We start from the raw sequence: 25,190 nt of genomic DNA on the forward strand, positions 1-25,190 counted from the left end.
CATGAACACAACATTACGCCCCCACGATCTTATCTGGCTTAACGCGCGAAGCGCGCTGGAAGGTGTCACGGAGTCCTGGGTGGATGACGTCTGGCATACCCGCCTGCCGGTGGTGGTACGGCGTGATGTTGATGCGCAGGGGCGCATTCCCATCGGCGTTCGCGGCATAAAGCGCGACCAGCGCGCGGCGGGCTGGGCTCAACCGGACGCCATTACCCGCGTCTGTACGCCGGAATCGCTGGTTGACCCACAGATGCTGCTGCGCTCGCCCTTTATCTCGCAGCCACCGGTTCAGGTGGCTTTATTACTGACGCAACAGGCATGGCCGTGGACGTGGGGGATTACCGGCAGTACCGGCTACGCGCTGGCGACCGGGCTCCCGGTGATCCACGCCGCAAGCGATCTGGATTTGCTGATTCGCGCCCGGCAGCCGCTCTCTCGCGAGTTGCTGGAGAAATGGCGGCAGCAACTGACGGGCGGGCTTTGCCGTGCGGATATCCAGGTGGAAACGCCGCACGGCGCGTTTGCGCTGAACGAATGGCTGCGCGATGGCAAAGCGCTGTTAAAAACGTCGCAGGGGCCGCGGCTGGTCAGCGACCCGTGGCGCAGGGAGGAGTAAATGAAAATCCTGTTTACCTTTCCGGGGCAGGGGACGCAGCATGCAGGTATGCTGCAAAACCTTCCGGGAACGGAGTTAGCGCTGGCGCGCGAGGTGCTGGGGGCGGAGGCGAATACGCTTGATACCCCGGACGCGCTGCAACACACCCGGGCGGTACAGCTTGCTTTGCTGATTGCCGGGGTGGCGTGGGCGCGCGAGCTGGAACGTCGCGGCGTCGCGCCGGATATTGTCAGCGGCCTGTCCATCGGCGCGTATCCAGCGGCGGTGATCGCCGGAGCGCTGGAGTTTACCGACGCGCTGACGCTGGTGGCCCTGCGCGGTGATTTGATGGAGCAGGCGTATCCGCACGGTTACGGCCTGACGGCGATTATGGGGCTGACCTTGCCGCAGGTGGAGTCGCTGGTTGCAGGCAGTGGAACCTTTATCGCTAACCTGAATGCGGAAACCCAGATTGTGATTGCCGGTAGCGATGAGGCGATGGCGGATGTTGCGAAGCGGGCGCTGGATAAAGGCGCGAGTAAAGCCCACCGTCTGGCGGTGAGCGTGCCGTCGCACTGCGCTCTGCTGGCGGAACCGGCGCAGCGGCTGGTGGAGGCGTTCCGTCATGTGACGCTCTCCCGTCCGCGCTGTGCATACCTCAGCGGTAGTACCGGGCGCGTGCTGTGGCAGCCGGAACGTATTGCTGACGATCTGGCGATGAACATGGCGCGGACGGTGCGCTGGCAGGACGCGGCGATCTCCGCCAACGAGCGCGAGGCGCGGCTGGCGATTGAAATGCCGCCCGGCGGCGTGTTGACCTGCTTAACGCGACAGGCGGAGTGGGAAGGTGAGTCTGTTTCGCTGGAGCGCAGCGGGGTGGATGTCGCGGTGCATCTGGCAAAACGGCTTAGAGGCTAGTGCGGTTGCCCGATGGCGCTGCGCTTATCGGGCCTACGGCTCGCACCCGTTGTAGGCCGGATAAGGCGCGTAGCGTCGCCATCCGGCGATCCCGGTCAACATGCAACCCCCGTAGGCCGGATAAGGCGCGCAGCGTCGCCATCCGGCGATCAGGCGCCCGGATTAAGGCTACGCGCGTACATGCGCCCTTCGGCGGCCAGCGCCAGCAGATTAGGGTCGCGCTCGCGGTTGCGGGCGAAGACAATGGCGATGAGCTGCTGCATCTGGTACGGCTGCGACAGCTTCAGCAACTGTACGGAATTCTCGTACATCTTCTTCATGCGTCCCGGCATCAGAGTGAAACCGACACCCGCCTGCACCAGACTGAGCATCGAAAAGATGTCGTTCACACGGGTGACAATCTCTGGTTCAAACCCGGCAATATGAAAGGCTTCCTGGAAGCCCGCATAGGTGGCAAAGCCTTCCGCCAGTGAGACAAACTTCTGATCCCGGTAATCACGCAGATCGGCGGGCGAGGAGGTGTCAAGCGTCGCCGTCGCCGGTGCGGCGAGATAAATATCGTCATGAAACAGCGGCAGCACTTCCAGACTGTTGCGATCGATAGCGCTTTCTGAAATGGAGATCAGGATCGCATCCAGCATTCCGTCTTCCAGCATTCTCAGCAGCGCTTCGTTGGAGCCCATTGTCAGATCCAGTTCGAGATCTGGTCGGCGCAGTTTCATCCCCATGATCAGATGCGGGACGGTTTCCAGCGTCAGAGAGTAGAGCGTACCCACGCGCAGACGCCCCTGGCCGATCCCTGCCGTTTTGCGCGCCTCTTCCAGCCCGCGCGCCATCAACTGGCTGACCTCCTGGCAATACTCCAGCAGCGTCCACGCCGCCGGTTGCGGGATCAGATTACGTCCTTTATGCACGAACAGCGGACAGCGAACATTCTCTTCCAGCGTATGCAGTGCGCGATGAACGCTGACCCCGCTGATATCCAGCGCCTCCGCCGTCCGGGCAATATTGCCTTTCTCCATAAACGTCATGAAGATGCTTAACTTGCGAAAGGTGATATCGTTGGTTATCAGCGGATTCATCGTCATATTCCCGAAGTTAGTCGGCCAGCATCTGCTCAAGCTGTTCCTGCGCTTCCAGCCAGGCCATCTCGCACTCTTCCAGCCCGGATTTGGCGCTGGCCTGCTGTTGCAGGCATTCTGTCAGTTCCGCTTTGCGGCTCTGGTCGTACAGTTCGCTGTCGCCCAGTTTTTCTTCCGCTTGCGCCAGTTTTGCGTTCAGCTTTTCCATCTCTTTTTCCAGACGGGCGATCTCTTTACGCAGCGGCTGGGTCTGGGCACGCAGTTCGGCTTCGCGACGCTTCTGATCCTTACGCGCCTGGGCGCTGTTGGCATTCTCTTTCGGGGCGTCATCAGGCTGGTTTTCCTGTTTCTGCACGTCGCTCAGCCACTGCTGATAGTCTTCCAGATCGCCATCGAACGGCTCGACTTTATGGTCGTGAACCAGATAGAGATCGTCGGTGGTGGAGCGTAGCAGGTGACGGTCGTGCGAGACGACCACCAGCGCGCCTTCAAATTCGATGAGCGCTTCGGTCAGCGCCTGGCGCATATCGAGGTCAAGGTGGTTGGTCGGTTCATCAAGCAGCAGCAGATTAGGGCGCTGCCAGACGATCAATGCCAGCACCAGGCGCGCTTTTTCACCACCGGAGAAGCGACGGGTCTCTTCGCTGACCTTATCGCCCTGGAAGCCCAAACCCGCCGAGGTAATCGCGGCAGCTTCTGCTCCAGTTCCTGCGGCGCCAGCCGCGCCAGATGTTGCAGCGGCGATTCATCCGCTCGCAAATACTCCAGCTGATGCTGAGCGAAGTAACCGAGTTTAATACCCTTCGCCAGACCGATTTCACCGCTGGCAGGCGCAAGCTCGCCCGCCAGCAGCTTGATGAGCGTTGATTTACCGGCGCCGTTGCGCCCCAGCAACCCGATGCGTGAACCGGGCACCAGATTCAGCTTAATGGAGTCCAGAATGATGCGATCGCCATACCCGGCGCTCACTTTCTCCATTTTCAGCAGCGGGTTAGGCAGGCTTTCCGGCGCGCGGAAGCTGAAGTGGAACGGGTTATCGACATGCGCGGGGGCGATAAGCTCCATACGCTCCAGCATTTTGATACGGCTCTGTGCCTGCTTCGCTTTTGTCGCTTTGGCGCGGAAACGGTCGATATAACTTTGCAGATGCGCCACGCGCTCCTGCTGGCTCTCGTACATCGCCTGCTGCTGGGCCAGCCGGGTCGCGCGCTGCACTTCAAATGCGCTGTAGTTGCCGGTGTATTCGAACAGGGTTTGCTGTTCGATATGAATGATTTTGTCTACCACCGGATCGAGGAAGTCGCGGTCGTGCGAAATCAGAATCAGAGTGCCCTGATAGCTCTTCAGCCATTTTTCCAGCCAGATAACGGCATCAAGATCGAGGTGGTTGGTCGGTTCATCGAGCAGCAGCAGGTCAGAACGGCAAATCAGCGCCTGGGCCAGGTTAAGGCGCATGCGCCAGCCACCGGAGAAGTCGCTGACCGGACGTTCAAGCTGTTCGTTGCTAAAACCGAGGCCGTGGAGCAGGCTGGCGGCGCGTGAGCGCACGGTCCAGGCGTCGATGGCGTCGAGCTTGCCGTGTACGGTGGCGATGGCGTGCCCGTCGTTACGTTCGTTGGCGTCGTGCAACTGCGCTTCCAGTTGGCGGTATTCGCGATCGCCATCAATCACGTACTCCAGCGCAGGTTGTGCAAGCGCGGGTGTTTCCTGATTCACCCACGCCAGCTGCCAGTTACCGGGAAAGGTCACGCCGCCTGCATCGGCGCTGATTTCATTTTTCAGCAATGCCAGCAGGGTAGATTTACCGCAGCCATTCTTACCCACCAGGCCGACCTTCTGTCCCGGGTTGATGGTGGCGGTGGCATTGTCCAGCAAGACGCGCACGCCGCGACGAATTTGTAACGAGGAGAAAACAATCATAAGGCGCCGTATGTTCAGACTATGTTTAATTTATCATTATGATAATGTAATATGCGGGCATTCTGCCGCGCCGGAGCGCAATGGTAGCCCAAAACAATAACGATACACAAAATAACCGGGAGGGGGATGATGTCCCAGCCAGCAAAGGTACTGCTGCTGTATGCCCATCCAGAATCTCAGGACTCGGTCGCGAACCGGGTGCTGCTTAAACCGGCCATGCAACTCAGTAATGTGACGGTGCACGATCTCTACGCGCACTACCCTGATTTTTTTATCGATATCGCGCATGAGCAGGCGCTATTGCGTGAACATGACGTGATTGTTTTCCAGCATCCGCTGTATACCTATAGCTGTCCGGCGTTGCTTAAAGAGTGGTTAGACCGCGTGCTCAGCCGTGGTTTCGCCAGTGGCCCAGGGGGGAACCAACTGGCGGGAAAGTACTGGCGGAGCGTGATTACCACCGGTGAACCGGAAAGCGCGTATCGCTACGATGCGCTGAACCGCTATCCGATGACCGATGTGCTGCGGCCGTTTGAGCTGACGGCGGCGATGTGCCGGATGCACTGGATGAGTCCGATTATTATCTACTGGGCCAGGCGACAAAGTGAGCAGGAACTGGCCAGCCACGCGAAAGCCTACGGCGAATGGCTGGCAAACCCTGTTCTGGCGGGAGGTCGCTAATGGAAGGTTCTGATTTATTGACGGCGGGGGTGATGTTTCTCTTCGCGGCGGTCGCTGCGGTGCCACTGGCATCGCGGCTGGGTATTGGCGCGGTACTGGGATATTTGCTGGCAGGGATTGCGATTGGCCCCTGGGGGCTGGGATTTATCAGCGACGTTGATGAAATCCTCCACTTTTCTGAGCTGGGCGTTGTCTTTCTGATGTTTATCATCGGCCTGGAACTCAACCCTTCCAAACTCTGGCAACTGCGTCGCTCTATCTTTGGCGTCGGGGCGGCCCAGGTGATGCTGAGCGCTGTCGTGCTGGCCGGGCTGCTGATGCTTACCGATTTCTCGTGGCAGGCGGCGGTGATCGGCGGGATTGGTCTGGCGATGTCATCGACCGCGATGGCGCTGCAACTGATGCGGGAAAAGGGGATGAACCGCAGCGAATCCGGCCAGTTGGGTTTTTCGGTGCTGCTGTTTCAGGATCTGGCGGTGATCCCCGCGTTGGCGCTGGTGCCGCTGCTGGCTGGCTCGGCAGATGAACATTTTGACTGGATTAAGGTCGGCATGAAGGTGCTGGCCTTTGCCGGGATGCTGATTGGCGGTCGCTATTTGCTGCGCCCGGTGTTCCGTTTTATCGCCGATTCCGGCGTGCGCGAGGTGTTTACTGCCGCCACGCTGTTGCTGGTGCTGGGGTCTGCTTTATTTATGGATGCGCTGGGGCTGTCGATGGCGCTCGGTACGTTTATCGCAGGCGTGCTGCTGGCGGAAAGCGAATACCGTCATGAGCTGGAAACGGCCATCGATCCGTTCAAAGGGCTGCTGCTGGGGTTGTTCTTTATCTCCGTGGGGATGTCGTTAAACCTTGGCGTGCTCTATACCCACCTGTTGTGGGTAGCGGTGAGCGTCATCGTGCTGGTGGCGGTGAAAACGCTGGTGCTTTATCTGCTGGCGCGTCTGTACGGGATTCGGAGTTCGGAGCGGATGCAGTTTGCGGGCGTGCTGAGTCAGGGGGGCGAGTTCGCGTTTGTGCTCTTTTCCACCGCCTCGTCCCAGCGGCTGTTTCAGGGCGACCAGATGTCGCTGCTGCTGGTCACCGTAACGCTGTCGATGATGACCACGCCGCTGCTGATGAAGCTCGTCGATAAATGGCTCTCCAGACAGCTTAACGGCCCGGAAGAGGAAGATGAAAAGCCCTGGGTGGATGATGATAAACCGCAGGTGATTGTCGTGGGATTCGGGCGTTTTGGTCAGGTAATTGGCCGTTTGTTGATGGCGAATAAAATGCGCATCACCGTACTGGAGCGCGATATCAGCGCCGTTAACCTGATGCGAAAATACGGCTACAAAGTATATTACGGCGATGCGACTCAGGTGGAGCTACTGCGTTCGGCAGGAGCGGAAGCGGCGGAGTCTATCGTCATTACCTGTAATGAACCGGAAGACACCATGAAGCTGGTGGAGATATGCCGGCAGCATTTCCCGCATTTGCATATTCTTGCGCGAGCGCGCGGACGTGTGGAAGCGCATGAGTTATTACAGGCGGGAGTCACGCAGTTTTCCCGCGAGACGTTTTCCAGCGCGCTGGAGCTGGGGCGTAAGACGCTGGTGTCGTTAGGGATGCACCCACACCAGGCGCAGCGTGCGCAACTGCATTTCCGTCGGCTGGATATGCGTATGCTAAGGGAGCTTATTCCGATGCATACCGACATGGTGCAAATTTCTCGTGCCAGAGAAGCCAGACGCGAACTGGAGGAGATTTTCCAGCGAGAGATGCAGCAAGAGCGGCGCCAGCTGGATGGCTGGGATGAGTTTGAGTAGAGGGTAGGTATGGCGATTCGTAAACGTTTTATTGCAGGGGCGACGTGTCCGGCCTGCCAGGCGCAGGATTCAATGGCGATGTGGCGCGAAAATAATGTCGATATTGTTGAGTGTGTTAAGTGCGGCCATCAGATGCGTGAAGCCGATAAAGCGGCCCGCGAGCACGTTCGCAAAGAAGAGCAAGTGATCGGGATTTTTCATCCAGACTAGCGATATGCCGCAGGTTTTTTTAAGCTAGTGGGTACACGGGTGCAGAATTCCGCTACAATCTGCGCCACTATTCTTCCCATGCTCAGGAGATATCATGAAAGTAGCAAAAGACCTGGTGGTCAGCCTGGCCTATCAGGTACGTACAGAAGACGGTGTGTTGGTTGATGAGTCTCCGGTGAGTGCGCCGCTGGACTACCTGCATGGTCACGGTTCCCTGATCTCTGGCCTGGAAACAGCGCTGGAAGGTCACGACGTTGGCGACAAATTCGATGTGGCTGTTGGCGCGAACGACGCTTACGGTCAGTATGACGAAAACCTGGTGCAGCGCGTGCCTAAAGACGTCTTCATGGGCGTTGACGAGTTGCAGGTTGGCATGCGTTTCCTGGCGGAAACTGACCAGGGCCCGGTACCGGTAGAAATTACCGAAGTGGAAGACGACCACGTTGTGGTTGACGGTAACCACATGCTGGCTGGCCAGAACCTGAAATTTAACGTGGAAGTTGTGGCGATCCGCGAAGCGACCGAAGAAGAACTGGCTCATGGCCACGTTCACGGCGCGCACGGTCACGACCACGACCACGGTCACGACGGTTGCTGCGGCGGCCACGGCCACGATCATGACCACGGTCATGAGCATGGCAAAGGTGGTTGTGGCGGTAACGGCGGCTGCGGTTGCCATTAATCGTCTGTAATGCCTGATGGCGTTGCGCTTATCAGGGCTACAGTAGGCCGGATAAGGCGTTTACGCCGTCATCTGGCACAAAAAAGCGGGAATATCCCGCTTTTTTTACGTCTCAATAATGCGGTGGCGGCGTCTCTTCGGCCTGCGAGGCGATATTCGACGGTTGGCTGGCTTTAAGCTTCTCCGTCAGCAGGCGCAGATGATCGCGTAGTTTCGCCATCTCCATCTCGTGCGCGGTCACCGTTACGTTGAGTTCTTCAATGGTGATCTCCTGAAACGCCAGACGGCTCTCCAGTTCAGCCAGGCGAGCTTCCATCGTTATATCTTGCATGATTCACCTCTCTTGTTGTCTCCGGCACTTCTTGGGTCGCGGCGGATTCTACTGAACTTTATCGGATTACACAGCACTCATTCGCCCTCTACGAAACTAATTTAAACAAAAAGAGTCTGAAAAGGGGTGATAATAGGGCGTGTCCGTATGTTGATTTGTTCTACAACGTTTTATAGTACGCTTCTCATGTAAGTTAACCTTGGGGTGAGATGCCCCGGCCCTGGAGATATGGATGAAATCACTGTTTAAAGTAACGCTGCTGGCGACCACGATGGCCGTTGCTCTGCATGCACCGCTCACTTTCGCTGCGGACGCCGCGAAACCAGCTGCAACTGCTGACAGCAAAGCCGCGTTCAAGAATGACGACCAGAAATCTGCTTATGCGCTGGGCGCTTCGCTGGGTCGTTACATGGAAAACTCCCTGAAGGAACAAGAAAAACTGGGGATCAAACTGGATAAAGATCAGCTGATCGCGGGTGTCCAGGATGCATTTGCAGACAAGAGCAAACTGTCTGACCAGGAAATCGAGCAGACCTTGCAGGCATTTGAAGCGCGCGTGAAGACCTCCGCTCAGGCGAAGATGGAAAAAGACGCCGCTGATAACGAAGCGAAAGGTAAAGCGTTCCGCGAGAAATTTGCTAAAGAGAAAGGGGCGAAAACCTCTTCAACAGGTCTGGTTTATAAAGTAGAGAAAGCCGGTACTGGCGAAGCGCCAAAAGACAGCGACACCGTTGTGGTTAACTACAAAGGTACGCTGATCGACGGTAAAGAGTTCGATAACTCCTACACCCGTGGCGAACCGCTCTCTTTCCGTCTGGACGGCGTGATCCCGGGCTGGACTGAAGGCCTGAAGAACATTAAGAAAGGCGGTAAGATCCAGATGGTTATCCCACCGGATCTGGCCTACGGTAAAACGGGCGTTCCGGGTATTCCGGCTAACTCCACGCTGGTATTCGATGTAGAGCTGCTGGACATCAAACCGGCGCCGAAAGCCGATGCGAAACCAGACGCAGCGGCCGACGCCAAATCGACAGATGCTGCTAAAAAATAAAAACTGAGAACCGCCGCCTGTCATGGCGGCGGTTTTTTTATTGCAGGCCGGATATAATTAATACTGGAAAGCGGAACCCCCGCTGTATTAATTTAATCATCCGCGTAAATAATGAGCCTGCCCTGAAAACATAACGACAGGCTCCTGAAAAGGAGTGTTTTTTTTCATGACCAGGTCGCTTTTAACCAACGAAACCAGTGAGCTTGACTTACTGGATCAACGTCCTTTCGATCAAACCGACTTTGATATTCTGAAATCCTACGAAGCGGTGGTGGACGGGTTAGCGATGCTCATTGGTTCCCATTGTGAAATCGTATTGCACTCTTTGCAGGATTTGAAATGCTCAGCCATTCGCATTGCCAACGGTGAACACACGGGGCGCAAAATTGGCTCGCCGATCACTGACCTTGCATTGCGCATGCTGCATGATATGACGGGTGCGGATAGCAGCGTATCGAAGTGTTACTTCACACGCGCGAAAAGCGGTGTCCTGATGAAGTCAGTGACGATTGCCATTCGCAACCGCGAGCATCGCGTAATTGGTCTGCTGTGCATCAACATGAACCTTGATGTGCCGTTCTCGCAGATTATGAATACCTTTATTCCGCCGGAAACGCCGGAAGTGGGTTCCGCCGTGAACTTTGCCTCCTCGGTGGAGGATCTGGTCACTCAGACGCTGGAATTCACCATTGAAGAGGTGAACGCCGATCGCAATGTCTCTAATAACGCGAAGAATCGTCAGATTGTGCTGAATCTGTATGAGAAGGGGATCTTCGATATTAAAGATGCGATTAACCAGGTGGCTGACCGCCTGAACATCTCCAAACATACGGTCTACCTCTATATTCGTCAGTTCAAAAGTGGCGACTTCCAGGGGCAAGATAAGTAATGCGTTTTGCCATTGTGGTGACGGGGCCAGCGTACGGAACGCAGCAAGCGAGCAGCGCGTTGCAGTTTGCGCATGCCTTAGTTAACGAAGGGCATGAGCTGAGCAGCGTCTTTTTCTACCGGGAAGGCGTGTATAACGCCAACCAGTTGACCTCTCCGGCCAGCGATGAATTCGACCTGGTGCGCGCATGGCAGCAGTTGGGCGCGCAGCATGGCGTCGCGTTGAATATCTGCGTTGCGGCGGCGCTGCGTCGCGGCATTGTGGATGAGACCGAAGCAAAAAGGCTGGCGCTGGCATCAGCCAACTTACAGCCAGGGTTTTCGTTGAGCGGGCTTGGCGCGCTGGCGGAAGCCTCCCTGACCTGCGATCGCGTGGTGCAGTTTTGATGAAACGTATTGCTTTTGTATTTTCCACCACGCCGCACGGCAGCGCGTCGGGCCGCGAAGGACTGGATGCGTTACTGGCGACGTCGGCGCTGACGGAAGAGACTGGCGTCTTTTTTATCGGCGACGGCGTTTTTCAGATTCTTTCGGGACAAACGCCTGACGTCGTGCTGGCGCGGGATTACATCGCCACCTTCAAACTGCTGGGGCTGTACGATATCGAGCAATGCTGGCTGTGCGCCGCCTCGTTGCGTGAGCGCGGTCTGGAGACGGGGGCGAGTTTCATTGTGGATGCGACGCCGCTTGAACCTGAAGCGTTGCGCGGTGAACTGGACAATTATGATGTTATCCTGAGGTTCTGACGTGACTATCCTGCATACATTACATCGTTCCGCATGGCTCAGTGACGTTTCCGCGCTTCTTCGCGTGTGCAAAGAAGGCGATGCGCTTTTATTGCTACAGGATGGCGTTACGGCGGCCATCGAAGGTAGCCGTTTCCTTGAAAGTTTGCGTAACGCCCCCATAACGGTTTACGCACTGAAAGAAGATATCGATGCTCGCGGTTTGAGCGGTCAAATTTCAGACAGTGTCGTCAGGGTTGACTATACTGACTTCGTCAGACTTGCGGTTAAGCATCCCAGCCAGATGGCCTGGTGATTGTGGGATCGTTGTATATTTCTTGACACCTTTTCGACACCGCCCTAAAATTCGGCGTCCTCATATTGTGTGAGGCCGTTTTATTACGTGTTTACGAAGCAAAAGCTAAAACCAGGAGCTATTTAATGGCAACAGTTAACCAGCTGGTACGCAAACCACGTGCTCGCAAAGTTGCGAAAAGCAACGTGCCTGCGCTGGAAGCATGCCCGCAAAAACGTGGCGTATGTACTCGTGTATATACTACCACCCCTAAAAAACCGAACTCCGCGCTGCGTAAAGTATGCCGTGTTCGTCTGACTAACGGTTTTGAAGTGACTTCCTACATCGGTGGTGAAGGTCACAACCTGCAGGAGCACTCCGTGATCCTGATCCGTGGCGGTCGTGTAAAAGACCTCCCGGGTGTTCGTTACCACACCGTACGTGGTGCGCTTGACTGCTCCGGCGTTAAAGACCGTAAGCAAGCTCGCTCCAAGTATGGCGTGAAGCGTCCTAAGGCTTAATGGTTCTCCGTTAAGTAAGGCCAAACGTTTTAACTTAAATGTCAAACTAAACTCGTAGAGTTTTGGACAATCCTGAATTAACAACGGAGTATTTCCATGCCACGTCGTCGCGTCATTGGTCAGCGTAAAATTCTTCCGGATCCGAAGTTCGGATCAGAACTGCTGGCTAAATTTGTAAATATCCTGATGGTAGATGGTAAAAAATCTACTGCCGAAACTATCGTATACAGCGCGCTGGAGACCCTGGCTCAGCGTTCTGGTAAATCTGAACTGGAAGCTTTCGAAGTAGCTCTCGAAAACGTGCGCCCGACTGTCGAAGTTAAGTCTCGCCGCGTTGGTGGTTCTACTTATCAGGTACCAGTTGAAGTCCGTCCGGTTCGTCGTAATGCTCTGGCAATGCGTTGGATCGTTGAAGCTGCTCGTAAACGCGGTGATAAATCCATGGCTCTGCGCCTGGCGAACGAACTCACTGATGCTGCAGACAACAAAGGTACTGCAGTTAAGAAACGTGAAGACGTTCACCGTATGGCAGAAGCCAACAAGGCGTTCGCACACTACCGTTGGTAATCCCTTCGGAATTTTAGTCACCAGGCGGGCGCTTCCAGCAAGCAGCCCGCTTTGGGCTACTTAAATTGAACGCCTAGAAGATAAAACGAGGAATCAAATGGCTCGTACAACACCCATCGCACGCTACCGTAACATCGGTATCAGTGCGCACATCGACGCCGGTAAAACCACTACTACCGAACGTATTCTGTTCTACACCGGTGTAAACCATAAAATCGGTGAAGTTCATGACGGCGCAGCTACCATGGACTGGATGGAGCAGGAGCAGGAGCGTGGTATTACCATCACCTCCGCAGCGACTACTGCATTCTGGTCTGGTATGGCTAAGCAGTATGAACCGCATCGCGTAAACATCATCGACACCCCGGGGCACGTTGACTTCACTATCGAAGTAGAACGTTCCATGCGTGTTCTTGATGGTGCAGTAATGGTTTACTGCGCAGTTGGTGGTGTTCAGCCGCAGTCTGAAACCGTATGGCGTCAGGCAAACAAATATAAAGTTCCGCGCATTGCGTTCGTTAACAAAATGGACCGTATGGGTGCGAACTTCCTGAAAGTTGTTGGTCAGATCAAAAGCCGTCTGGGCGCGAACCCTGTTCCGCTGCAACTGGCGATTGGCGCTGAAGAAGCGTTCACCGGTGTTGTTGACCTGGTGAAAATGAAAGCCATCAACTGGAACGAAGCAGATGCAGGCGTTACCTTCACTTACGAAGATATCCCGGCTGACATGCAGGAACTGGCTGAAGAATGGCACCAGAACCTGATCGAGTCCGCTGCGGAAGCTTCTGAAGAGCTGATGGAAAAATACCTGGGTGGCGAAGAACTGACTGAAGAAGAGATCAAAAAAGCTCTGCGTCAGCGTGTTCTGAGCAACGAAATCATCCTGGTAACCTGTGGTTCTGCATTTAAGAACAAAGGTGTTCAGGCGATGCTGGATGCGGTAATTGATTACCTGCCATCCCCGGTTGACGTACCTGCGATCAACGGTATCCTGGACGACGGTAAAGATACGCCGGCTGAGCGTCATGCTAGCGATGATGAGCCTTTCTCTGCACTGGCATTCAAAATCGCTACCGACCCGTTCGTGGGTAACCTGACCTTCTTCCGTGTGTACTCTGGTGTGGTTAACTCTGGTGATACTGTACTGAACTCCGTGAAATCTGCACGTGAGCGTTTCGGTCGTATCGTTCAGATGCACGCTAACAAACGTGAAGAGATCAAAGAAGTTCGCGCGGGCGACATCGCTGCTGCTATCGGTCTGAAAGACGTAACTACGGGTGACACCCTGTGTGACCCGGACGCGCCGATCATTCTGGAACGTATGGAATTCCCTGAGCCGGTAATCTCCATCGCAGTAGAACCGAAAACCAAAGCTGACCAGGAAAAAATGGGTCTGGCTCTGGGCCGTCTGGCTAAAGAAGACCCGTCTTTCCGCGTATGGACTGACGAAGAATCTAACCAGACCATTATCGCCGGTATGGGTGAGCTGCACCTCGACATCATCGTTGACCGTATGAAGCGTGAATTCAACGTTGAAGCGAACGTCGGTAAACCTCAGGTTGCTTACCGCGAAGCGATTCGCTCGAAAGTTACCGATATCGAAGGTAAACACGCCAAGCAGTCTGGTGGTCGCGGTCAGTACGGTCATGTTGTTATCGACATGTACCCGCTGGAGCCGGGTTCCAACCCGAAAGGCTACGAGTTCATCAACGACATCAAGGGTGGTGTAATCCCTGGCGAATACATCCCGGCCGTTGATAAAGGTATCCAGGAGCAGCTGAAAGCAGGCCCGCTGGCTGGTTATCCGGTTGTTGACATCGGTATCCGTCTGCACTTCGGTTCTTACCATGACGTTGACTCCTCTGAACTGGCGTTTAAACTGGCTGCGTCTATTGCCTTTAAAGAAGGCTTTAAGAAAGCGAAACCTGTTCTGCTTGAGCCGATCATGAAGGTTGAGGTAGAAACGCCGGAAGAGAACACCGGTGACGTAATTGGTGACTTGAGCCGTCGTCGCGGTATGCTGCGCGGTCAGGAATCCGAAGTTACTGGCGTTAAGATCCACGCTGAAGTACCGCTGTCTGAAATGTTCGGATATGCAACTCAGCTGCGTTCTCTGACCAAAGGTCGCGCATCATACACTATGGAATTCCTGAAGTATGATGATGCACCGAGCAACGTTGCTCAGGCCGTTATTGAAGCCCGTGGTAAATAATCCACAGGATTAAAACCTAAGTCCCGTGCTCTCTCCTGAAGGGGAGAGCACTATAGTAAGGAATATAGCCGTGTCTAAAGAAAAATTTGAACGTACAAAACCGCACGTTAACGTCGGCACCATCGGCCACGTTGACCATGGTAAAACTACTCTGACTGCTGCAATCACTACCGTACTGGCTAAAACCTACGGCGGTGCTGCTCGTGCATTCGACCAGATCGATAACGCGCCGGAAGAAAAAGCTCGTGGTATCACCATCAACACTTCTCACGTTGAATACGACACCCCGACTCGCCACTACGCGCACGTAGACTGCCCGGGCCACGCCGACTATGTTAAAAACATGATCACCGGTGCTGCGCAGATGGACGGCGCGATCCTGGTTGTTGCTGCGACTGACGGCCCGATGCCGCAGACCCGTGAGCACATCCTGCTGGGTCGTCAGGTAGGCGTTCCGTACATCATCGTGTTCCTGAACAAATGCGACATGGTTGATGACGAAGAGCTGCTGGAACTGGTTGAGATGGAAGTGCGTGAACTGCTGTCTCAGTACGATTTCCCGGGCGACGACACGCCGATCGTTCGTGGTTCTGCTCTGAAAGCGCTGGAAGGCGAAGCTGAGTGGGAAGCGAAAATCATCGAACTGGCTGGCTACCTGGATTCTTACATCCCGGAACCAGAGCGTGCGATTGACAAGCCGTTCCTGCTGCCGATTGAAGACGTATTCTCCATCTCCGGTCGTGGTACCGTTGTTACCGGTCGTGTAGAGCGCGGTATCATCAAAGTGGGCGAAGAAGTTGAAATCGTTGGTATCAAAGAGACTGCGAAGTCTACCTGTACTGGCGTTGAAATGTTCCGCAAACTGCTGGACGAAGGCCGTGCTGGTGAGAACGTAGGTGTTCTGCTGCGTGGTATCAAACGTGAAGAAATCGAACGTGGTCAGGTACTGGCTAAGCCGGGTTCCATCAAGCCGCACACCAAGTTCGAATCTGAAGTTTATATCCTGTCCAAAGACGAAGGCGGCCGTCATACTCCGTTCTTCAAAGGCTACCGTCCGCAGTTCTACTTCCGTACAACTGACGTGACTGGCACCATCGAACTGCCGGAAGGCGTAGAGATGGTAATGCCGGGCGACAACATCAAAATGGTTGTTACCCTGATCCACCCGATCGCGATGGACGACGGTCTGCGTTTCGCAATCCGTGAAGGCGGCCGTACCGTTGGCGCGGGCGTTGTTGCTAAAGTAATGAGCTAATTATTTAATAATTAGTTCTGCACTTAAAAAGGGCGCTTCGGCGCCCTTTTTGCTGTCTGTCATATCTACCTGCTATATAAAGAGTGTCATATTTAGTCGCATTTTTTATTCCTCTCCCTGCACACAAACGTATTTGTGCTATTGTAATCATAACTATTCTCATTTACACTTTGCGCAGAAATTGAACGGGAGCGATCATGTACGTTTGTTTGTGTAATGGTGTAAGTGATAAAAAAATTCGTCAGGCTGTTCGTCAGTTTCACCCTCAATCTTTCCAACAATTACGTAAGTTTATTCCTGTTGGAAATCAATGCGGTAAATGCGTCCGGGCGGCGCGTGAAGTGATGCAGGATGAGTTAATGCAAATGCCGGAGTTTAAAGAAATCGCCTGAGTCACATTCTTTTTTTTGACATCCTTGTAGCCCCATCTACGCTCTAAGAGTGGAAGCGGAGGGACTATAAAATGAAAGGTGATGTTAAAATCATAAATTATCTCAATAAACTATTGGGAAATGAGCTTGTCGCAATCAATCAGTACTTTCTCCATGCCCGTATGTTTAAAAACTGGGGGCTCACTCGTCTGAATGACGTCGAATACCATGAATCCATCGATGAAATGAAACACGCTGATAAATATATCGAGCGTATTTTATTTCTTGAGGGTATCCCAAACTTGCAGGATCTTGGCAAGCTGGGCATTGGTGAAGATGTCGAAGAGATGTTGCAGTCAGATCTCCGTCTGGAACTGGAAGGAGCGAAGGATCTACGTGAAGCCATAGCCTACGCCGACAGCGTTCATGATTACGTTAGCCGGGACATGATGATTGAGATCCTGACAGATGAAGAAGGGCATATCGACTGGCTTGAGACGGAGCTGGATCTGATTGCAAAAATTGGTCTACAGAATTACCTGCAATCGCAGATTAAAGTGGACGATTAACTCCCCGACAGCAGTGTTTTCCAGCCAATGATAAAACCCGCAGCCGCCAGAAATGGCCCGAACGGCAGCGGGTTTTTTAATGCGTCTTTCCCGTTTATTACGTACATCGCCATCACGTTAATGCTGGCAATAAGTGCGGCCAGAAAGACCAGCAGGGGCAATGACTCCCAACGATTCCAGGCGCCAAGCGCGGCAAGAAATTTGATATCGCCGTACCCGAGCCCCTCTTTGCGATACAGCAGTCGATATCCCCAATAGAGAAGGGCGAACCCGCCGTAACCCGCAATGGCGCCCCAAAGCGCATCTGGCAAATGGTCAGGTAAACAGCACAGGTAATAAAGCAGGCCGCTCCAGAGCAAGGGACAGGTAAACCGATCGGGTAAGAGTCCTGTTCGCGCGTCATATATCCCGGATAGCGCAGATAATAAGAGGTAGATAATCAGGAAGGGGAGGTCGGGTTGCATCATGTCATCCTCATTAAACGTTGCGCTCACCATCCGTGAAACTCATTTTCCTCGCAACGGAGGAATGATGATGTTGCGCAGTGTATTCCGAAGAAAATGCGCAAAACAAAAACGGCACAACGCGTGTGCGAAGTTGCTCGCATTACAGACGAAATGATTAATATCTACGCGGCACTTGCGTCAGGCTGAGATTTGCGTATAATGCGCGGGCTTGTCTTAGTTGACGGCAGGTTCGATCTGAACCTTAGGTAGCCGATTTGGTTATCTAACAATGCTCCCAATCGGGGAGCTACGTAAGAACGGTTACACTCTCCCATCAATCGTAATGGGCACGAGGAGTAATCATTTTCGTTTATAAAATAATTGGAGCTCTGGTCTCATGCAGAACCAAAGAATCCGTATCCGCCTGAAAGCGTTTGATCATCGTCTGATCGATCAATCAACCGCGGAAATCGTCGAGACTGCTAAGCGCACTGGTGCGCAAGTCCGTGGTCCGATCCCGCTGCCGACCCGCAAAGAGCGCTTTACCGTTCTGATCTCCCCGCACGTTAACAAAGACGCGCGCGATCAGTACGAAATTCGCACTCACAAGCGTCTGGTTGACATCGTTGAGCCAACCGAGAAAACCGTTGATGCTCTGATGCGTCTGGACCTGGCTGCCGGTGTAGACGTGCAGATCAGCCTGGGTTAATCAGGTCATCGAGCGATTGAGAGGTTGAAACAATGATTGGTTTAGTCGGTAAAAAAGTGGGTATGACCCGCATCTTCACTGAAGATGGCGTCTCTATCCCAGTAACCGTAATCGAAGTTGAAGCAAACCGCGTTACTCAGGTTAAAGATCTGGCTAACGATGGCTACCGCGCTGTTCAGGTTACCACTGGTGCTAAAAAAGCTAACCGTGTAACCAAGCCGGAAGCTGGCCACTTTGCTAAAGCTGGCGTAGAAGCTGGCCGCGGCCTGTGGGAGTTCCGTCTGGCAGAGGGTGAAGAATACACCGTTGGTCAGAGCATTAGCGTTGAACTGTTTGCTGACGTTAAAAAAGTTGACGTAACTGGCACCTCTAAAGGTAAAGGTTTCGCAGGTACCGTTAAGCGCTGGAACTTCCGTACCCAGGACGCTACTCACGGTAACTCCTTGTCTCACCGCGTTCCGGGTTCTATCGGTCAGAACCAGACTCCGGGCAAAGTGTTCAAAGGCAAGAAAATGGCAGGTCAGCTGGGTAACGAACGTGTAACCGTTCAGAGCCTGGACGTAGTACGTGTTGACGCTGAGCGCAACCTGCTGCTGGTTAAAGGTGGTGTTCCGGGTGCAACCGGTTGCGACCTGATCGTTAAACCAGCTGTGAAGGCGTAAGGGGATAGCAATGGAATTAGTATTGAAAGACGCGCAGAGCGCGCTGACTGTTTCCGAAACTACCTTCGGTCGTGATTTCAACGAAGCGCTGGTTCACCAGGTTGTTGTTGCTTATGCAGCTGGTGCTCGTCAGGGCACTCGTGCTCAGAAGACTCGTGCTGAAGTAACTGGTTCCGGTAAAAAACCGTGGCGCCAGAAAGGTACCGGCCGTGCGCGTTCTGGTTCTATCAAGAGCCCGATCTGGCGTTCTGGTGGCGTGACCTTCGCTGCACGTCCGCAGGACCACAGTCAAAAAGTTAACAAGAAGATGTACCGCGGCGCGCTGAAAAGCATTCTGTCCGAACTGGTACGTCAGGATCGTCTGATCGTTGTCGAGAAGTTCTCTGTAGAAGCGCCTAAAACTAAGCTGCTGGCTCAGAAACTGAAAGACATGGCTCTGGAAGATGTGCTGATCATCACCGGTGAGCTGGACGAGAACCTGTTCCTGGCTGCGCGCAACCTGCACAAGGTTGACGTACGCGATGCAACTGGTATCGACCCGGTTAGCCTGATCGCCTTCGACAAAGTCGTAATGACTGCTGATGCTGTTAAGCAAGTTGAGGAGATGCTGGCATGATTCGTGAAGAACGTCTGCTGAAGGTGCTGCGCGCACCGCACGTTTCTGAAAAAGCGTCTACTGCGATGGAAAAAACCAACACCATCGTTCTCAAAGTTGCTAAAGACGCGACCAAAGCAGAAATCAAAGCTGCTGTGCAGAAACTGTTTGAAGTCGAAGTCGAAGTCGTTAACACCCTGGTTGTTAAAGGGAAAGTTAAACGTCACGGACAGCGTATCGGTCGTCGTAGCGACTGGAAAAAAGCTTACGTCACCCTGAAAGAAGGCCAGAATCTGGACTTCGTTGGCGGCGCTGAGTAAGTCGGAGGAGTAATACAATGGCAGTTGTTAAATGTAAACCGACATCTCCGGGTCGTCGCCACGTAGTTAAAGTGGTTAACCCTGAGCTGCACAAGGGCAAACCTTTTGCTCCGTTGCTGGAAAAAAACAGCAAATCCGGTGGTCGTAACAACAATGGCCGTATCACCACTCGTCATATCGGTGGTGGCCACAAGCAGGCATACCGTATTGTTGACTTCAAACGCAACAAAGATGGTATCCCGGCAGTTGTTGAACGTCTTGAGTACGATCCGAACCGTTCCGCGAACATCGCGCTGGTTCTGTACAAAGACGGTGAGCGCCGTTACATCCTGGCCCCTAAAGGCCTGAAAGCTGGCGACCAGATTCAATCTGGCGTTGATGCTGCAATCAAACCAGGCAACACCCTGCCGATGCGCAACATCCCGGTTGGTTCTACCGTTCATAACGTAGAAATGAAACCAGGTAAAGGCGGTCAGCTGGCACGTTCCGCTGGTACTTACGTTCAGATCGTTGCGCGCGATGGTGCTTATGTCACCCTGCGTCTGCGTTCTGGTGAAATGCGTAAAGTCGAAGCAGACTGCCGTGCAACTCTGGGCGAAGTTGGCAATGCTGAGCATATGCTGCGCGTTCTGGGTAAAGCAGGTGCTGCACGCTGGCGTGGTGTTCGTCCGACCGTTCGCGGTACCGCGATGAACCCAGTAGACCACCCACATGGTGGTGGTGAAGGTCGTAACTTTGGTAAGCACCCGGTAACTCCGTGGGGCGTTCAGACCAAAGGTAAGAAGACCCGCAGCAACAAGCGTACTGATAAATTCATCGTACGTCGCCGTAGCAAATAATTTTAGAGGATAAGCCATGCCACGTTCTCTCAAGAAAGGTCCTTTTATTGACCTGCACTTGCTGAAGAAGGTAGAGAAAGCGGTGGAAAGCGGAGACAAGAAGCCCCTGCGCACTTGGTCCCGTCGTTCAACGATCTTTCCTAACATGATCGGTTTGACCATCGCTGTCCATAATGGTCGTCAGCACGTTCCGGTATTTGTAACCGATGAAATGGTCGGTCACAAACTGGGTGAATTCGCACCGACTCGTACTTATCGCGGCCACGCTGCTGATAAAAAAGCGAAGAAGAAATAAGGTAGGAGGAAGAGATGGAAACTATCGCTAAACATCGCCATGCTCGTTCTTCTGCTCAGAAGGTTCGCCTTGTTGCTGACCTGATTCGCGGTAAGAAAGTGTCGCAGGCTCTGGATATTTTGACCTACACCAACAAGAAAGCGGCTGTACTGGTCAAGAAAGTCCTGGAATCTGCCATTGCTAACGCTGAACACAACGATGGCGCTGACATTGACGATCTGAAAGTTACGAAAATTTTCGTAGACGAAGGCCCGAGCATGAAGCGCATTATGCCGCGTGCAAAAGGTCGTGCAGATCGCATCCTGAAGCGCACCAGCCACATTACTGTGGTTGTGTCCGATCGCTGAGACTCTGGAGACTAGCAATGGGTCAGAAAGTACATCCTAATGGTATTCGCCTGGGTATTGTAAAACCATGGAACTCTACCTGGTTTGCGAACACCAAAGAATTCGCTGACAACCTGGACAGCGATTTTAAAGTACGTCAGTACCTGACGAAGGAACTGGCTAAAGCGTCCGTATCTCGTATCGTTATCGAGCGTCCGGCTAAGAGCATCCGTGTGACTATTCACACTGCTCGTCCGGGTATCGTTATCGGTAAGAAAGGCGAAGACGTAGAAAAACTGCGTAAGGTCGTAGCGGATATCGCTGGCGTTCCTGCACAGATCAATATCGCCGAAGTTCGTAAGCCTGAACTGGACGCAAAATTGGTTGCTGACAGCATCACTTCTCAGCTGGAACGTCGCGTTATGTTCCGTCGTGCTATGAAGCGTGCTGTACAGAACGCAATGCGTCTGGGCGCTAAAGGTATTAAAGTTGAAGTTAGCGGCCGTCTGGGCGGCGCGGAAATCGCTCGTACCGAATGGTACCGTGAAGGTCGCGTACCGCTGCACACTCTGCGTGCTGACATCGACTACAACACCTCTGAAGCGCACACCACTTACGGTGTAATCGGCGTTAAAGTGTGGATCTTCAAAGGCGAGATCCTGGGTGGTATGGCTGCTGTTGAACAACCGGAAAAACCGGCTGCTCAACCGAAAAAGCAGCAGCGTAAAGGCCGTAAATAAGGAGCGTCGCTGATGTTACAACCAAAGCGTACAAAATTCCGTAAAATGCACAAAGGCCGTAACCGCGGTCTGGCGCAGGGTACGGATGTTAGCTTCGGCAGCTTCGGTCTGAAAGCTGTTGGCCGTGGTCGTCTGACTGCCCGTCAGATCGAAGCAGCACGTCGTGCTATGACCCGTGCAGTTAAGCGTCAAGGTAAGATCTGGATCCGTGTATTCCCGGACAAACCGATCACTGAAAAGCCGCTGGCAGTGCGTATGGGTAAAGGTAAAGGTAACGTGGAGTATTGGGTTGCCTTGATTCAGCCGGGTAAAGTCCTGTATGAAATGGACGGCGTACCGGAAGAGCTGGCCCGTGAAGCATTCAAGCTGGCAGCAGCGAAACTGCCGATTAAAACCACCTTTGTAACTAAGACGGTGATGTAATGAAAGCAAAAGAGCTGCGTGAGAAGAGTGTTGAAGAGCTGAACACCGAGCTGCTGAACCTGCTGCGTGAGCAGTTCAACCTGCGTATGCAGGCTGCAAGTGGCCAGCTGCAACAGTCTCACCTGTTGAAGCAAGTGCGTCGTGATGTCGCACGCGTTAAGACTTTACTGACTGAGAAGGCGGGTGCGTAATGACCGATAAAATCCGTACTCTGCAAGGTCGCGTTGTTAGCGACAAAATGGAGAAATCCATTGTTGTTGCTATCGAACGTTTTGTGAAACACCCGATCTACGGTAAATTCATCAAGCGTACGACCAAACTGCACGTACATGACGAGAACAACGAATGTGGTACCGGTGACGTGGTTGAAATCCGCGAATGCCGCCCACTGTCCAAGACTAAGTCCTGGACGCTGGTTCGCGTTGTAGAGAAAGCGGTTCTGTAATACAGTACCCATTCTCAACGAATAAACGGCTCAGCGATGGGCCGTTTATTTTTTCTACCCATATCGTTGAAGCGGTGTTATAATGCCGCGCCCCCGATATGGGGCTTTTTTAACGACCTGATTTTCGGGTCTCAGTAGTAGTTGACATTAGCGGAGCACTAAAATGATCCAAGAACAGACTATGCTGAACGTCGCCGACAACTCCGGTGCACGTCGCGTAATGTGTATCAAGGTTCTGGGTGGCTCGCACCGTCGCTACGCAGGCGTAGGCGACATCATCAAGATCACCATCAAAGAAGCAATTCCGCGTGGTAAGGTCAAAAAAGGTGATGTGCTGAAGGCGGTAGTGGTGCGCACCAAGAAGGGTGTTCGTCGCCCGGACGGTTCTGTCATTCGCTTCGATGGTAATGCATGCGTTATTCTGAACAATAACAGCGAGCAGCCTATCGGTACGCGTATTTTTGGGCCGGTAACTCGTGAGCTTCGTACCGAGAAGTTCATGAAAATTATCTCTCTGGCACCAGAAGTACTCTAAGGAGCGAATCATGGCAGCGAAAATCCGTCGTGATGACGAAGTTATCGTGTTAACCGGTAAAGATAAAGGTAAACGCGGTAAAGTTAAGAATGTCCTGTCTTCCGGCAAGGTCATTGTTGAAGGTATCAACCTGGTTAAGAAACACCAGAAGCCGGTTCCGGCTCTGAACCAACCGGGTGGCATCGTTGAAAAAGAAGCCGCTATTCAGGTTTCCAACATTGCAATCTTCAATGCGGCAACCGGTAAGGCTGACCGTGTAGGCTTTAGATTCGAAGACGGTAAAAAAGTCCGTTTCTTCAAATCTAACAGCGAAACTATCAAGTAATTTGGAGTAGTACGATGGCGAAACTGCATGATTACTACAAAGACGAAGTAGTTAATAAACTCATGACTGAGTTTAACTACAATTCTGTCATGCAAGTCCCTCGGGTCGAGAAGATCACCCTGAACATGGGTGTTGGTGAAGCGATCGCTGACAAGAAACTGCTGGATAACGCAGCAGCTGACCTGGCAGCAATCTCCGGTCAAAAACCGTTGATCACCAAAGCACGCAAATCTGTTGCAGGCTTCAAAATCCGTCAGGGCTATCCGATCGGCTGTAAAGTAACTCTGCGTGGCGAACGCATGTGGGAGTTCTTTGAGCGCCTGATCACTATTGCTGTACCGCGTATCCGTGACTTCCGTGGCCTGTCCGCTAAGTCTTTCGACGGTCGTGGTAACTACAGCATGGGTGTCCGTGAGCAGATCATCTTCCCAGAAATCGACTACGATAAAGTCGACCGCGTTCGTGGTTTGGATATTACCATTACCACTACTGCGAAATCTGACGAAGAAGGCCGTGCTCTGCTGGCTGCCTTTGACTTCCCGTTCCGCAAGTAAGGTAGGGTTACTGAATGGCTAAGCAATCAATGAAAGCACGCGAAGTAAAACGCGTAGCTTTAGCTGATAAATACTTCGCGAAACGCGCTGAACTGAAAGCGATCATCTCTGATGTGAACGCTTCCGACGAAGATCGTTGGAACGCTGTTCTTAAGCTGCAGACTCTGCCGCGTGATTCCAGCCCGTCTCGTCAGCGTAACCGCTGCCGTCAAACAGGTCGTCCACATGGTTATGTGGGCAAGTTCGGGTTGAGCCGTATCAAGTTACGTGAAGCCGCTATGCGCGGTGAAGTACCAGGCTTGAAAAAGGCTAGCTGGTAATTGTCACCAATTGAATCACGGGAGTAAAGACAGATGAGCATGCAAGATCCGATCGCGGATATGCTGACCCGTATCCGTAACGGTCAGGCCGCGAACAAAGCTGCGGTCACCATGCCTTCCTCCAAGCTGAAAGTGGCAATTGCCAACGTGCTGAAGGAAGAAGGTTTTATCGAAGATTTTAAAGTTGAAGGCGACACCAAGCCGGAACTGGAACTGACTCTTAAGTATTTCCAGGGTAAAGCTGTTGTAGAAAGCATTCAGCGTGTCAGCCGCCCAGGTCTGCGCATCTACAAACGTAAAGATGAGCTGCCGAAAGTTATGGCGGGTCTGGGTATCGCAGTTGTTTCTACCTCTAAAGGTGTTATGACTGATCGTGCAGCGCGCCAGGCTGGTCTTGGTGGCGAAATTATCTGCTACGTAGCCTAATCGGAGGAAAAAATGTCTCGTGTTGCTAAAGCACCGGTCGTTGTTCCTGCCGGCGTTGATGTAAAAATCAACGGTCAGGTTATTACGATCAAAGGTAAAAACGGCGAGCTGACTCGTACTCTCAACGATGCTGTTGAAGTTAAACATGCAGATAATGCACTGACCTTCGGTCCGCGTGATGGTTACGTAGACGGTTGGGCTCAGGCTGGTACCGCGCGTGCCCTGCTGAACTCAATGGTTATCGGTGTTACCGAAGGCTTCACTAAGAAGCTGCAGCTGGTTGGTGTAGGTTATCGTGCAGCGGTTAAAGGGAATGTAGTAAACCTGTCCTTAGGTTTCTCTCACCCGGTTGACCACCAGCTGCCAGCAGGTATTACTGCAGAATGTCCGACTCAGACTGAAATCGTGCTGAAAGGCGCTGATAAGCAGGTGATCGGTCAGGTTGCAGCAGATCTGCGCGCCTACCGTCGTCCTGAGCCTTACAAAGGCAAGGGTGTTCGTTACGCCGACGAAGTCGTGCGTACCAAAGAGGCTAAGAAGAAGTAAGGT

Annotated in this window: 37 protein-coding genes and 1 pseudogene; 34 read left to right on the top strand and 4 right to left on the bottom strand. The window is 53.3% G+C overall.

Annotated features, from left to right (window positions below; genetic code table 11):
• Nucleotide 1: 1 nt before the first annotated feature.
• Both FD428_RS01845 and mdcH read left to right on the top strand, forming a co-directional pair.
• On the top strand, nucleotides 2–619 hold the full coding sequence (locus tag FD428_RS01845; protein WP_114848047.1) for a malonate decarboxylase holo-ACP synthase: 618 nt from the start codon (nucleotides 2–4) through the stop codon (nucleotides 617–619).
• Nucleotides 620–1,516 carry a malonate decarboxylase subunit epsilon gene (gene mdcH / locus FD428_RS01850; protein WP_047460795.1) on the top strand — a complete coding sequence of 299 codons (897 nt, stop codon included), beginning with the start codon at nucleotides 620–622 and terminating at the stop codon, nucleotides 1,514–1,516.
• Between the two features lie 149 nt (nucleotides 1,517–1,665).
• On the opposite strand, the gene FD428_RS01855 is transcribed toward mdcH, so the two are convergent.
• Together FD428_RS01855 and FD428_RS01860 are read right to left on the bottom strand one after the other, a co-directional pair.
• On the bottom strand, nucleotides 1,666–2,598 hold the full coding sequence (locus tag FD428_RS01855; RefSeq protein WP_024131007.1) for a LysR family transcriptional regulator: 933 nt from the start codon (nucleotides 2,596–2,598) through the stop codon (nucleotides 1,666–1,668).
• Between the two features lie 16 nt (nucleotides 2,599–2,614).
• A pseudogene (locus FD428_RS01860) lies at nucleotides 2,615–4,518 on the bottom strand (ABC transporter ATP-binding protein).
• 129 nt (nucleotides 4,519–4,647) lie between these two features.
• On the opposite strand from FD428_RS01860, the gene kefG reads away from it, so the two are divergent.
• The 4 genes from kefG to slyD all read left to right on the top strand — a co-directional run bounded on the left by kefG (nucleotide 4,648) and on the right by slyD (nucleotide 7,896).
• The gene (gene kefG / locus FD428_RS01865) at nucleotides 4,648–5,199 is read left to right on the top strand and encodes a glutathione-regulated potassium-efflux system ancillary protein KefG (protein ID WP_024131006.1); all 552 of its coding nucleotides are present in this window, start codon (nucleotides 4,648–4,650) and stop codon (nucleotides 5,197–5,199) included.
• The gene (kefB, locus tag FD428_RS01870) at nucleotides 5,199–7,004 is read left to right on the top strand and encodes a glutathione-regulated potassium-efflux system protein KefB (RefSeq protein ID WP_012135445.1); all 1,806 of its coding nucleotides are present in this window, start codon (nucleotides 5,199–5,201) and stop codon (nucleotides 7,002–7,004) included. The genes kefG and kefB overlap by 1 nt, the downstream gene beginning before the upstream one ends.
• Nucleotides 7,005–7,013: 9 nt before the next feature.
• Nucleotides 7,014–7,214: a YheV family putative zinc ribbon protein gene (locus tag FD428_RS01875; protein WP_047460809.1), complete on the top strand. Its 201-nt coding sequence runs from the start codon at nucleotides 7,014–7,016 to the stop codon at nucleotides 7,212–7,214.
• 94 nt (nucleotides 7,215–7,308) lie between these two features.
• Nucleotides 7,309–7,896, top strand: a complete 588-nt coding sequence (gene slyD / locus FD428_RS01880) for a peptidylprolyl isomerase (protein WP_012135442.1) — start codon at nucleotides 7,309–7,311, stop codon at nucleotides 7,894–7,896.
• 112 nt (nucleotides 7,897–8,008) lie between these two features.
• On the opposite strand, the gene FD428_RS01885 is transcribed toward slyD, so the two are convergent.
• The gene (locus FD428_RS01885; RefSeq protein WP_012135441.1) at nucleotides 8,009–8,227 is read right to left on the bottom strand and encodes a protein SlyX; all 219 of its coding nucleotides are present in this window, start codon (nucleotides 8,225–8,227) and stop codon (nucleotides 8,009–8,011) included.
• A 232-nt stretch (nucleotides 8,228–8,459) separates the two neighbouring features.
• Here FD428_RS01885 and fkpA point away from each other — a divergent pair, with 232 nt between their 5' ends.
• The 11 genes from fkpA to bfr all read left to right on the top strand — a co-directional run bounded on the left by fkpA (nucleotide 8,460) and on the right by bfr (nucleotide 16,681).
• A complete protein-coding gene (fkpA, locus tag FD428_RS01890) occupies nucleotides 8,460–9,278 on the top strand; it encodes an FKBP-type peptidyl-prolyl cis-trans isomerase (RefSeq protein ID WP_012135440.1) in 819 nt (272 codons plus the stop codon).
• Between the two features lie 166 nt (nucleotides 9,279–9,444).
• Nucleotides 9,445–10,167 (top strand): transcriptional regulator, encoded by a 723-nt coding sequence (locus FD428_RS01895; RefSeq protein WP_012135439.1) that lies wholly within the window; start codon nucleotides 9,445–9,447, stop codon nucleotides 10,165–10,167.
• The gene (tusD, locus tag FD428_RS01900) at nucleotides 10,167–10,553 is read left to right on the top strand and encodes a sulfurtransferase complex subunit TusD (RefSeq protein ID WP_012135438.1); all 387 of its coding nucleotides are present in this window, start codon (nucleotides 10,167–10,169) and stop codon (nucleotides 10,551–10,553) included. The genes FD428_RS01895 and tusD overlap by 1 nt, the downstream gene beginning before the upstream one ends.
• Complete coding sequence (gene tusC / locus FD428_RS01905) at nucleotides 10,553–10,912, top strand: sulfurtransferase complex subunit TusC (protein ID WP_012135437.1); 360 nt, start codon at nucleotides 10,553–10,555, stop codon at nucleotides 10,910–10,912. Before tusD ends, tusC begins: the two co-directional genes overlap by 1 nt.
• Nucleotides 10,913–10,919: 7 nt before the next feature.
• The gene (gene tusB / locus FD428_RS01910; RefSeq protein WP_024131005.1) at nucleotides 10,920–11,207 is read left to right on the top strand and encodes a sulfurtransferase complex subunit TusB; all 288 of its coding nucleotides are present in this window, start codon (nucleotides 10,920–10,922) and stop codon (nucleotides 11,205–11,207) included.
• Nucleotides 11,208–11,332: 125 nt separating this feature from the next.
• Nucleotides 11,333–11,707, top strand: coding sequence for a 30S ribosomal protein S12 (rpsL, locus tag FD428_RS01915; RefSeq protein ID WP_000246815.1), 375 nt, complete (start codon nucleotides 11,333–11,335; stop codon nucleotides 11,705–11,707).
• Between the two features lie 96 nt (nucleotides 11,708–11,803).
• Nucleotides 11,804–12,274 carry a 30S ribosomal protein S7 gene (gene rpsG, locus FD428_RS01920; protein WP_002920113.1) on the top strand — a complete coding sequence of 157 codons (471 nt, stop codon included), beginning with the start codon at nucleotides 11,804–11,806 and terminating at the stop codon, nucleotides 12,272–12,274.
• Nucleotides 12,275–12,371: 97 nt separating this feature from the next.
• Complete coding sequence (gene fusA, locus FD428_RS01925; protein ID WP_012135435.1) at nucleotides 12,372–14,486, top strand: elongation factor G; 2,115 nt, start codon at nucleotides 12,372–12,374, stop codon at nucleotides 14,484–14,486.
• Nucleotides 14,487–14,556: 70 nt separating this feature from the next.
• Entirely contained in the window at nucleotides 14,557–15,741 is a 1,185-nt protein-coding gene (tuf, locus tag FD428_RS01930; protein WP_024131004.1) for an elongation factor Tu, read from the top strand.
• Nucleotides 15,742–15,938: 197 nt separating this feature from the next.
• Entirely contained in the window at nucleotides 15,939–16,133 is a 195-nt protein-coding gene (gene bfd, locus FD428_RS01935) for a bacterioferritin-associated ferredoxin (protein ID WP_012135433.1), read from the top strand.
• 71 nt (nucleotides 16,134–16,204) lie between these two features.
• Nucleotides 16,205–16,681 (top strand): bacterioferritin, encoded by a 477-nt coding sequence (bfr, locus tag FD428_RS01940; protein WP_012135432.1) that lies wholly within the window; start codon nucleotides 16,205–16,207, stop codon nucleotides 16,679–16,681.
• On the opposite strand, the gene FD428_RS01945 is transcribed toward bfr, so the two are convergent.
• The gene (locus FD428_RS01945; RefSeq protein WP_114848822.1) at nucleotides 16,678–17,145 is read right to left on the bottom strand and encodes an A24 family peptidase; all 468 of its coding nucleotides are present in this window, start codon (nucleotides 17,143–17,145) and stop codon (nucleotides 16,678–16,680) included. The two genes, bfr and FD428_RS01945, sit on opposite strands and share 4 nt — an antisense overlap.
• Before the next feature lie 379 nt (nucleotides 17,146–17,524).
• On the opposite strand from FD428_RS01945, the gene rpsJ reads away from it, so the two are divergent.
• The 17 genes from rpsJ to rplF all read left to right on the top strand — a co-directional run bounded on the left by rpsJ (nucleotide 17,525) and on the right by rplF (nucleotide 25,187).
• On the top strand, nucleotides 17,525–17,836 hold the full coding sequence (gene rpsJ / locus FD428_RS01950; RefSeq protein ID WP_001181005.1) for a 30S ribosomal protein S10: 312 nt from the start codon (nucleotides 17,525–17,527) through the stop codon (nucleotides 17,834–17,836).
• A 32-nt stretch (nucleotides 17,837–17,868) separates the two neighbouring features.
• The gene (gene rplC / locus FD428_RS01955; RefSeq protein ID WP_000579837.1) at nucleotides 17,869–18,498 is read left to right on the top strand and encodes a 50S ribosomal protein L3; all 630 of its coding nucleotides are present in this window, start codon (nucleotides 17,869–17,871) and stop codon (nucleotides 18,496–18,498) included.
• Nucleotides 18,499–18,508: 10 nt separating this feature from the next.
• Entirely contained in the window at nucleotides 18,509–19,114 is a 606-nt protein-coding gene (gene rplD, locus FD428_RS01960) for a 50S ribosomal protein L4 (RefSeq protein WP_000424395.1), read from the top strand.
• Nucleotides 19,111–19,413 (top strand): 50S ribosomal protein L23, encoded by a 303-nt coding sequence (gene rplW, locus FD428_RS01965; RefSeq protein WP_000617546.1) that lies wholly within the window; start codon nucleotides 19,111–19,113, stop codon nucleotides 19,411–19,413. The genes rplD and rplW overlap by 4 nt, the downstream gene beginning before the upstream one ends.
• 17 nt (nucleotides 19,414–19,430) lie before the next feature.
• Nucleotides 19,431–20,252 (top strand): 50S ribosomal protein L2, encoded by an 822-nt coding sequence (gene rplB, locus FD428_RS01970; RefSeq protein ID WP_000301864.1) that lies wholly within the window; start codon nucleotides 19,431–19,433, stop codon nucleotides 20,250–20,252.
• Between the two features lie 16 nt (nucleotides 20,253–20,268).
• Complete coding sequence (rpsS, locus tag FD428_RS01975) at nucleotides 20,269–20,547, top strand: 30S ribosomal protein S19 (RefSeq protein WP_001138117.1); 279 nt, start codon at nucleotides 20,269–20,271, stop codon at nucleotides 20,545–20,547.
• Between the two features lie 14 nt (nucleotides 20,548–20,561).
• The gene (rplV, locus tag FD428_RS01980; protein ID WP_000447529.1) at nucleotides 20,562–20,894 is read left to right on the top strand and encodes a 50S ribosomal protein L22; all 333 of its coding nucleotides are present in this window, start codon (nucleotides 20,562–20,564) and stop codon (nucleotides 20,892–20,894) included.
• Nucleotides 20,895–20,911: 17 nt separating this feature from the next.
• Nucleotides 20,912–21,613 carry a 30S ribosomal protein S3 gene (gene rpsC / locus FD428_RS01985; RefSeq protein ID WP_000529945.1) on the top strand — a complete coding sequence of 234 codons (702 nt, stop codon included), beginning with the start codon at nucleotides 20,912–20,914 and terminating at the stop codon, nucleotides 21,611–21,613.
• Nucleotides 21,614–21,625: 12 nt separating this feature from the next.
• On the top strand, nucleotides 21,626–22,036 hold the full coding sequence (gene rplP, locus FD428_RS01990; RefSeq protein WP_000941212.1) for a 50S ribosomal protein L16: 411 nt from the start codon (nucleotides 21,626–21,628) through the stop codon (nucleotides 22,034–22,036).
• A complete protein-coding gene (gene rpmC / locus FD428_RS01995) occupies nucleotides 22,036–22,227 on the top strand; it encodes a 50S ribosomal protein L29 (protein ID WP_000644742.1) in 192 nt (63 codons plus the stop codon). Before rplP ends, rpmC begins: the two co-directional genes overlap by 1 nt.
• Nucleotides 22,227–22,481: a 30S ribosomal protein S17 gene (rpsQ, locus tag FD428_RS02000; RefSeq protein ID WP_003031120.1), complete on the top strand. Its 255-nt coding sequence runs from the start codon at nucleotides 22,227–22,229 to the stop codon at nucleotides 22,479–22,481. Before rpmC ends, rpsQ begins: the two co-directional genes overlap by 1 nt.
• A gap of 163 nt (nucleotides 22,482–22,644) precedes the next feature.
• Nucleotides 22,645–23,016 (top strand): 50S ribosomal protein L14, encoded by a 372-nt coding sequence (gene rplN / locus FD428_RS02005; RefSeq protein WP_002919748.1) that lies wholly within the window; start codon nucleotides 22,645–22,647, stop codon nucleotides 23,014–23,016.
• Nucleotides 23,017–23,026: 10 nt separating this feature from the next.
• A complete protein-coding gene (gene rplX, locus FD428_RS02010) occupies nucleotides 23,027–23,341 on the top strand; it encodes a 50S ribosomal protein L24 (RefSeq protein ID WP_012135426.1) in 315 nt (104 codons plus the stop codon).
• A 14-nt stretch (nucleotides 23,342–23,355) separates the two neighbouring features.
• Entirely contained in the window at nucleotides 23,356–23,895 is a 540-nt protein-coding gene (gene rplE, locus FD428_RS02015; RefSeq protein WP_007702494.1) for a 50S ribosomal protein L5, read from the top strand.
• Nucleotides 23,896–23,909: 14 nt separating this feature from the next.
• Entirely contained in the window at nucleotides 23,910–24,215 is a 306-nt protein-coding gene (rpsN, locus tag FD428_RS02020; RefSeq protein WP_012135425.1) for a 30S ribosomal protein S14, read from the top strand.
• Between the two features lie 33 nt (nucleotides 24,216–24,248).
• Complete coding sequence (gene rpsH / locus FD428_RS02025; RefSeq protein WP_000062611.1) at nucleotides 24,249–24,641, top strand: 30S ribosomal protein S8; 393 nt, start codon at nucleotides 24,249–24,251, stop codon at nucleotides 24,639–24,641.
• Nucleotides 24,642–24,653: 12 nt separating this feature from the next.
• Nucleotides 24,654–25,187, top strand: a complete 534-nt coding sequence (rplF, locus tag FD428_RS02030; protein WP_012135817.1) for a 50S ribosomal protein L6 — start codon at nucleotides 24,654–24,656, stop codon at nucleotides 25,185–25,187.
• Nucleotides 25,188–25,190 lie beyond the last annotated feature (3 nt).

It is taken from the genome of Citrobacter sp. TBCP-5362 (genome assembly GCF_005406305.1).
In the GTDB taxonomy this organism is placed as follows: Bacteria; Pseudomonadota; Gammaproteobacteria; order Enterobacterales; family Enterobacteriaceae; genus Citrobacter_B; species Citrobacter_B koseri.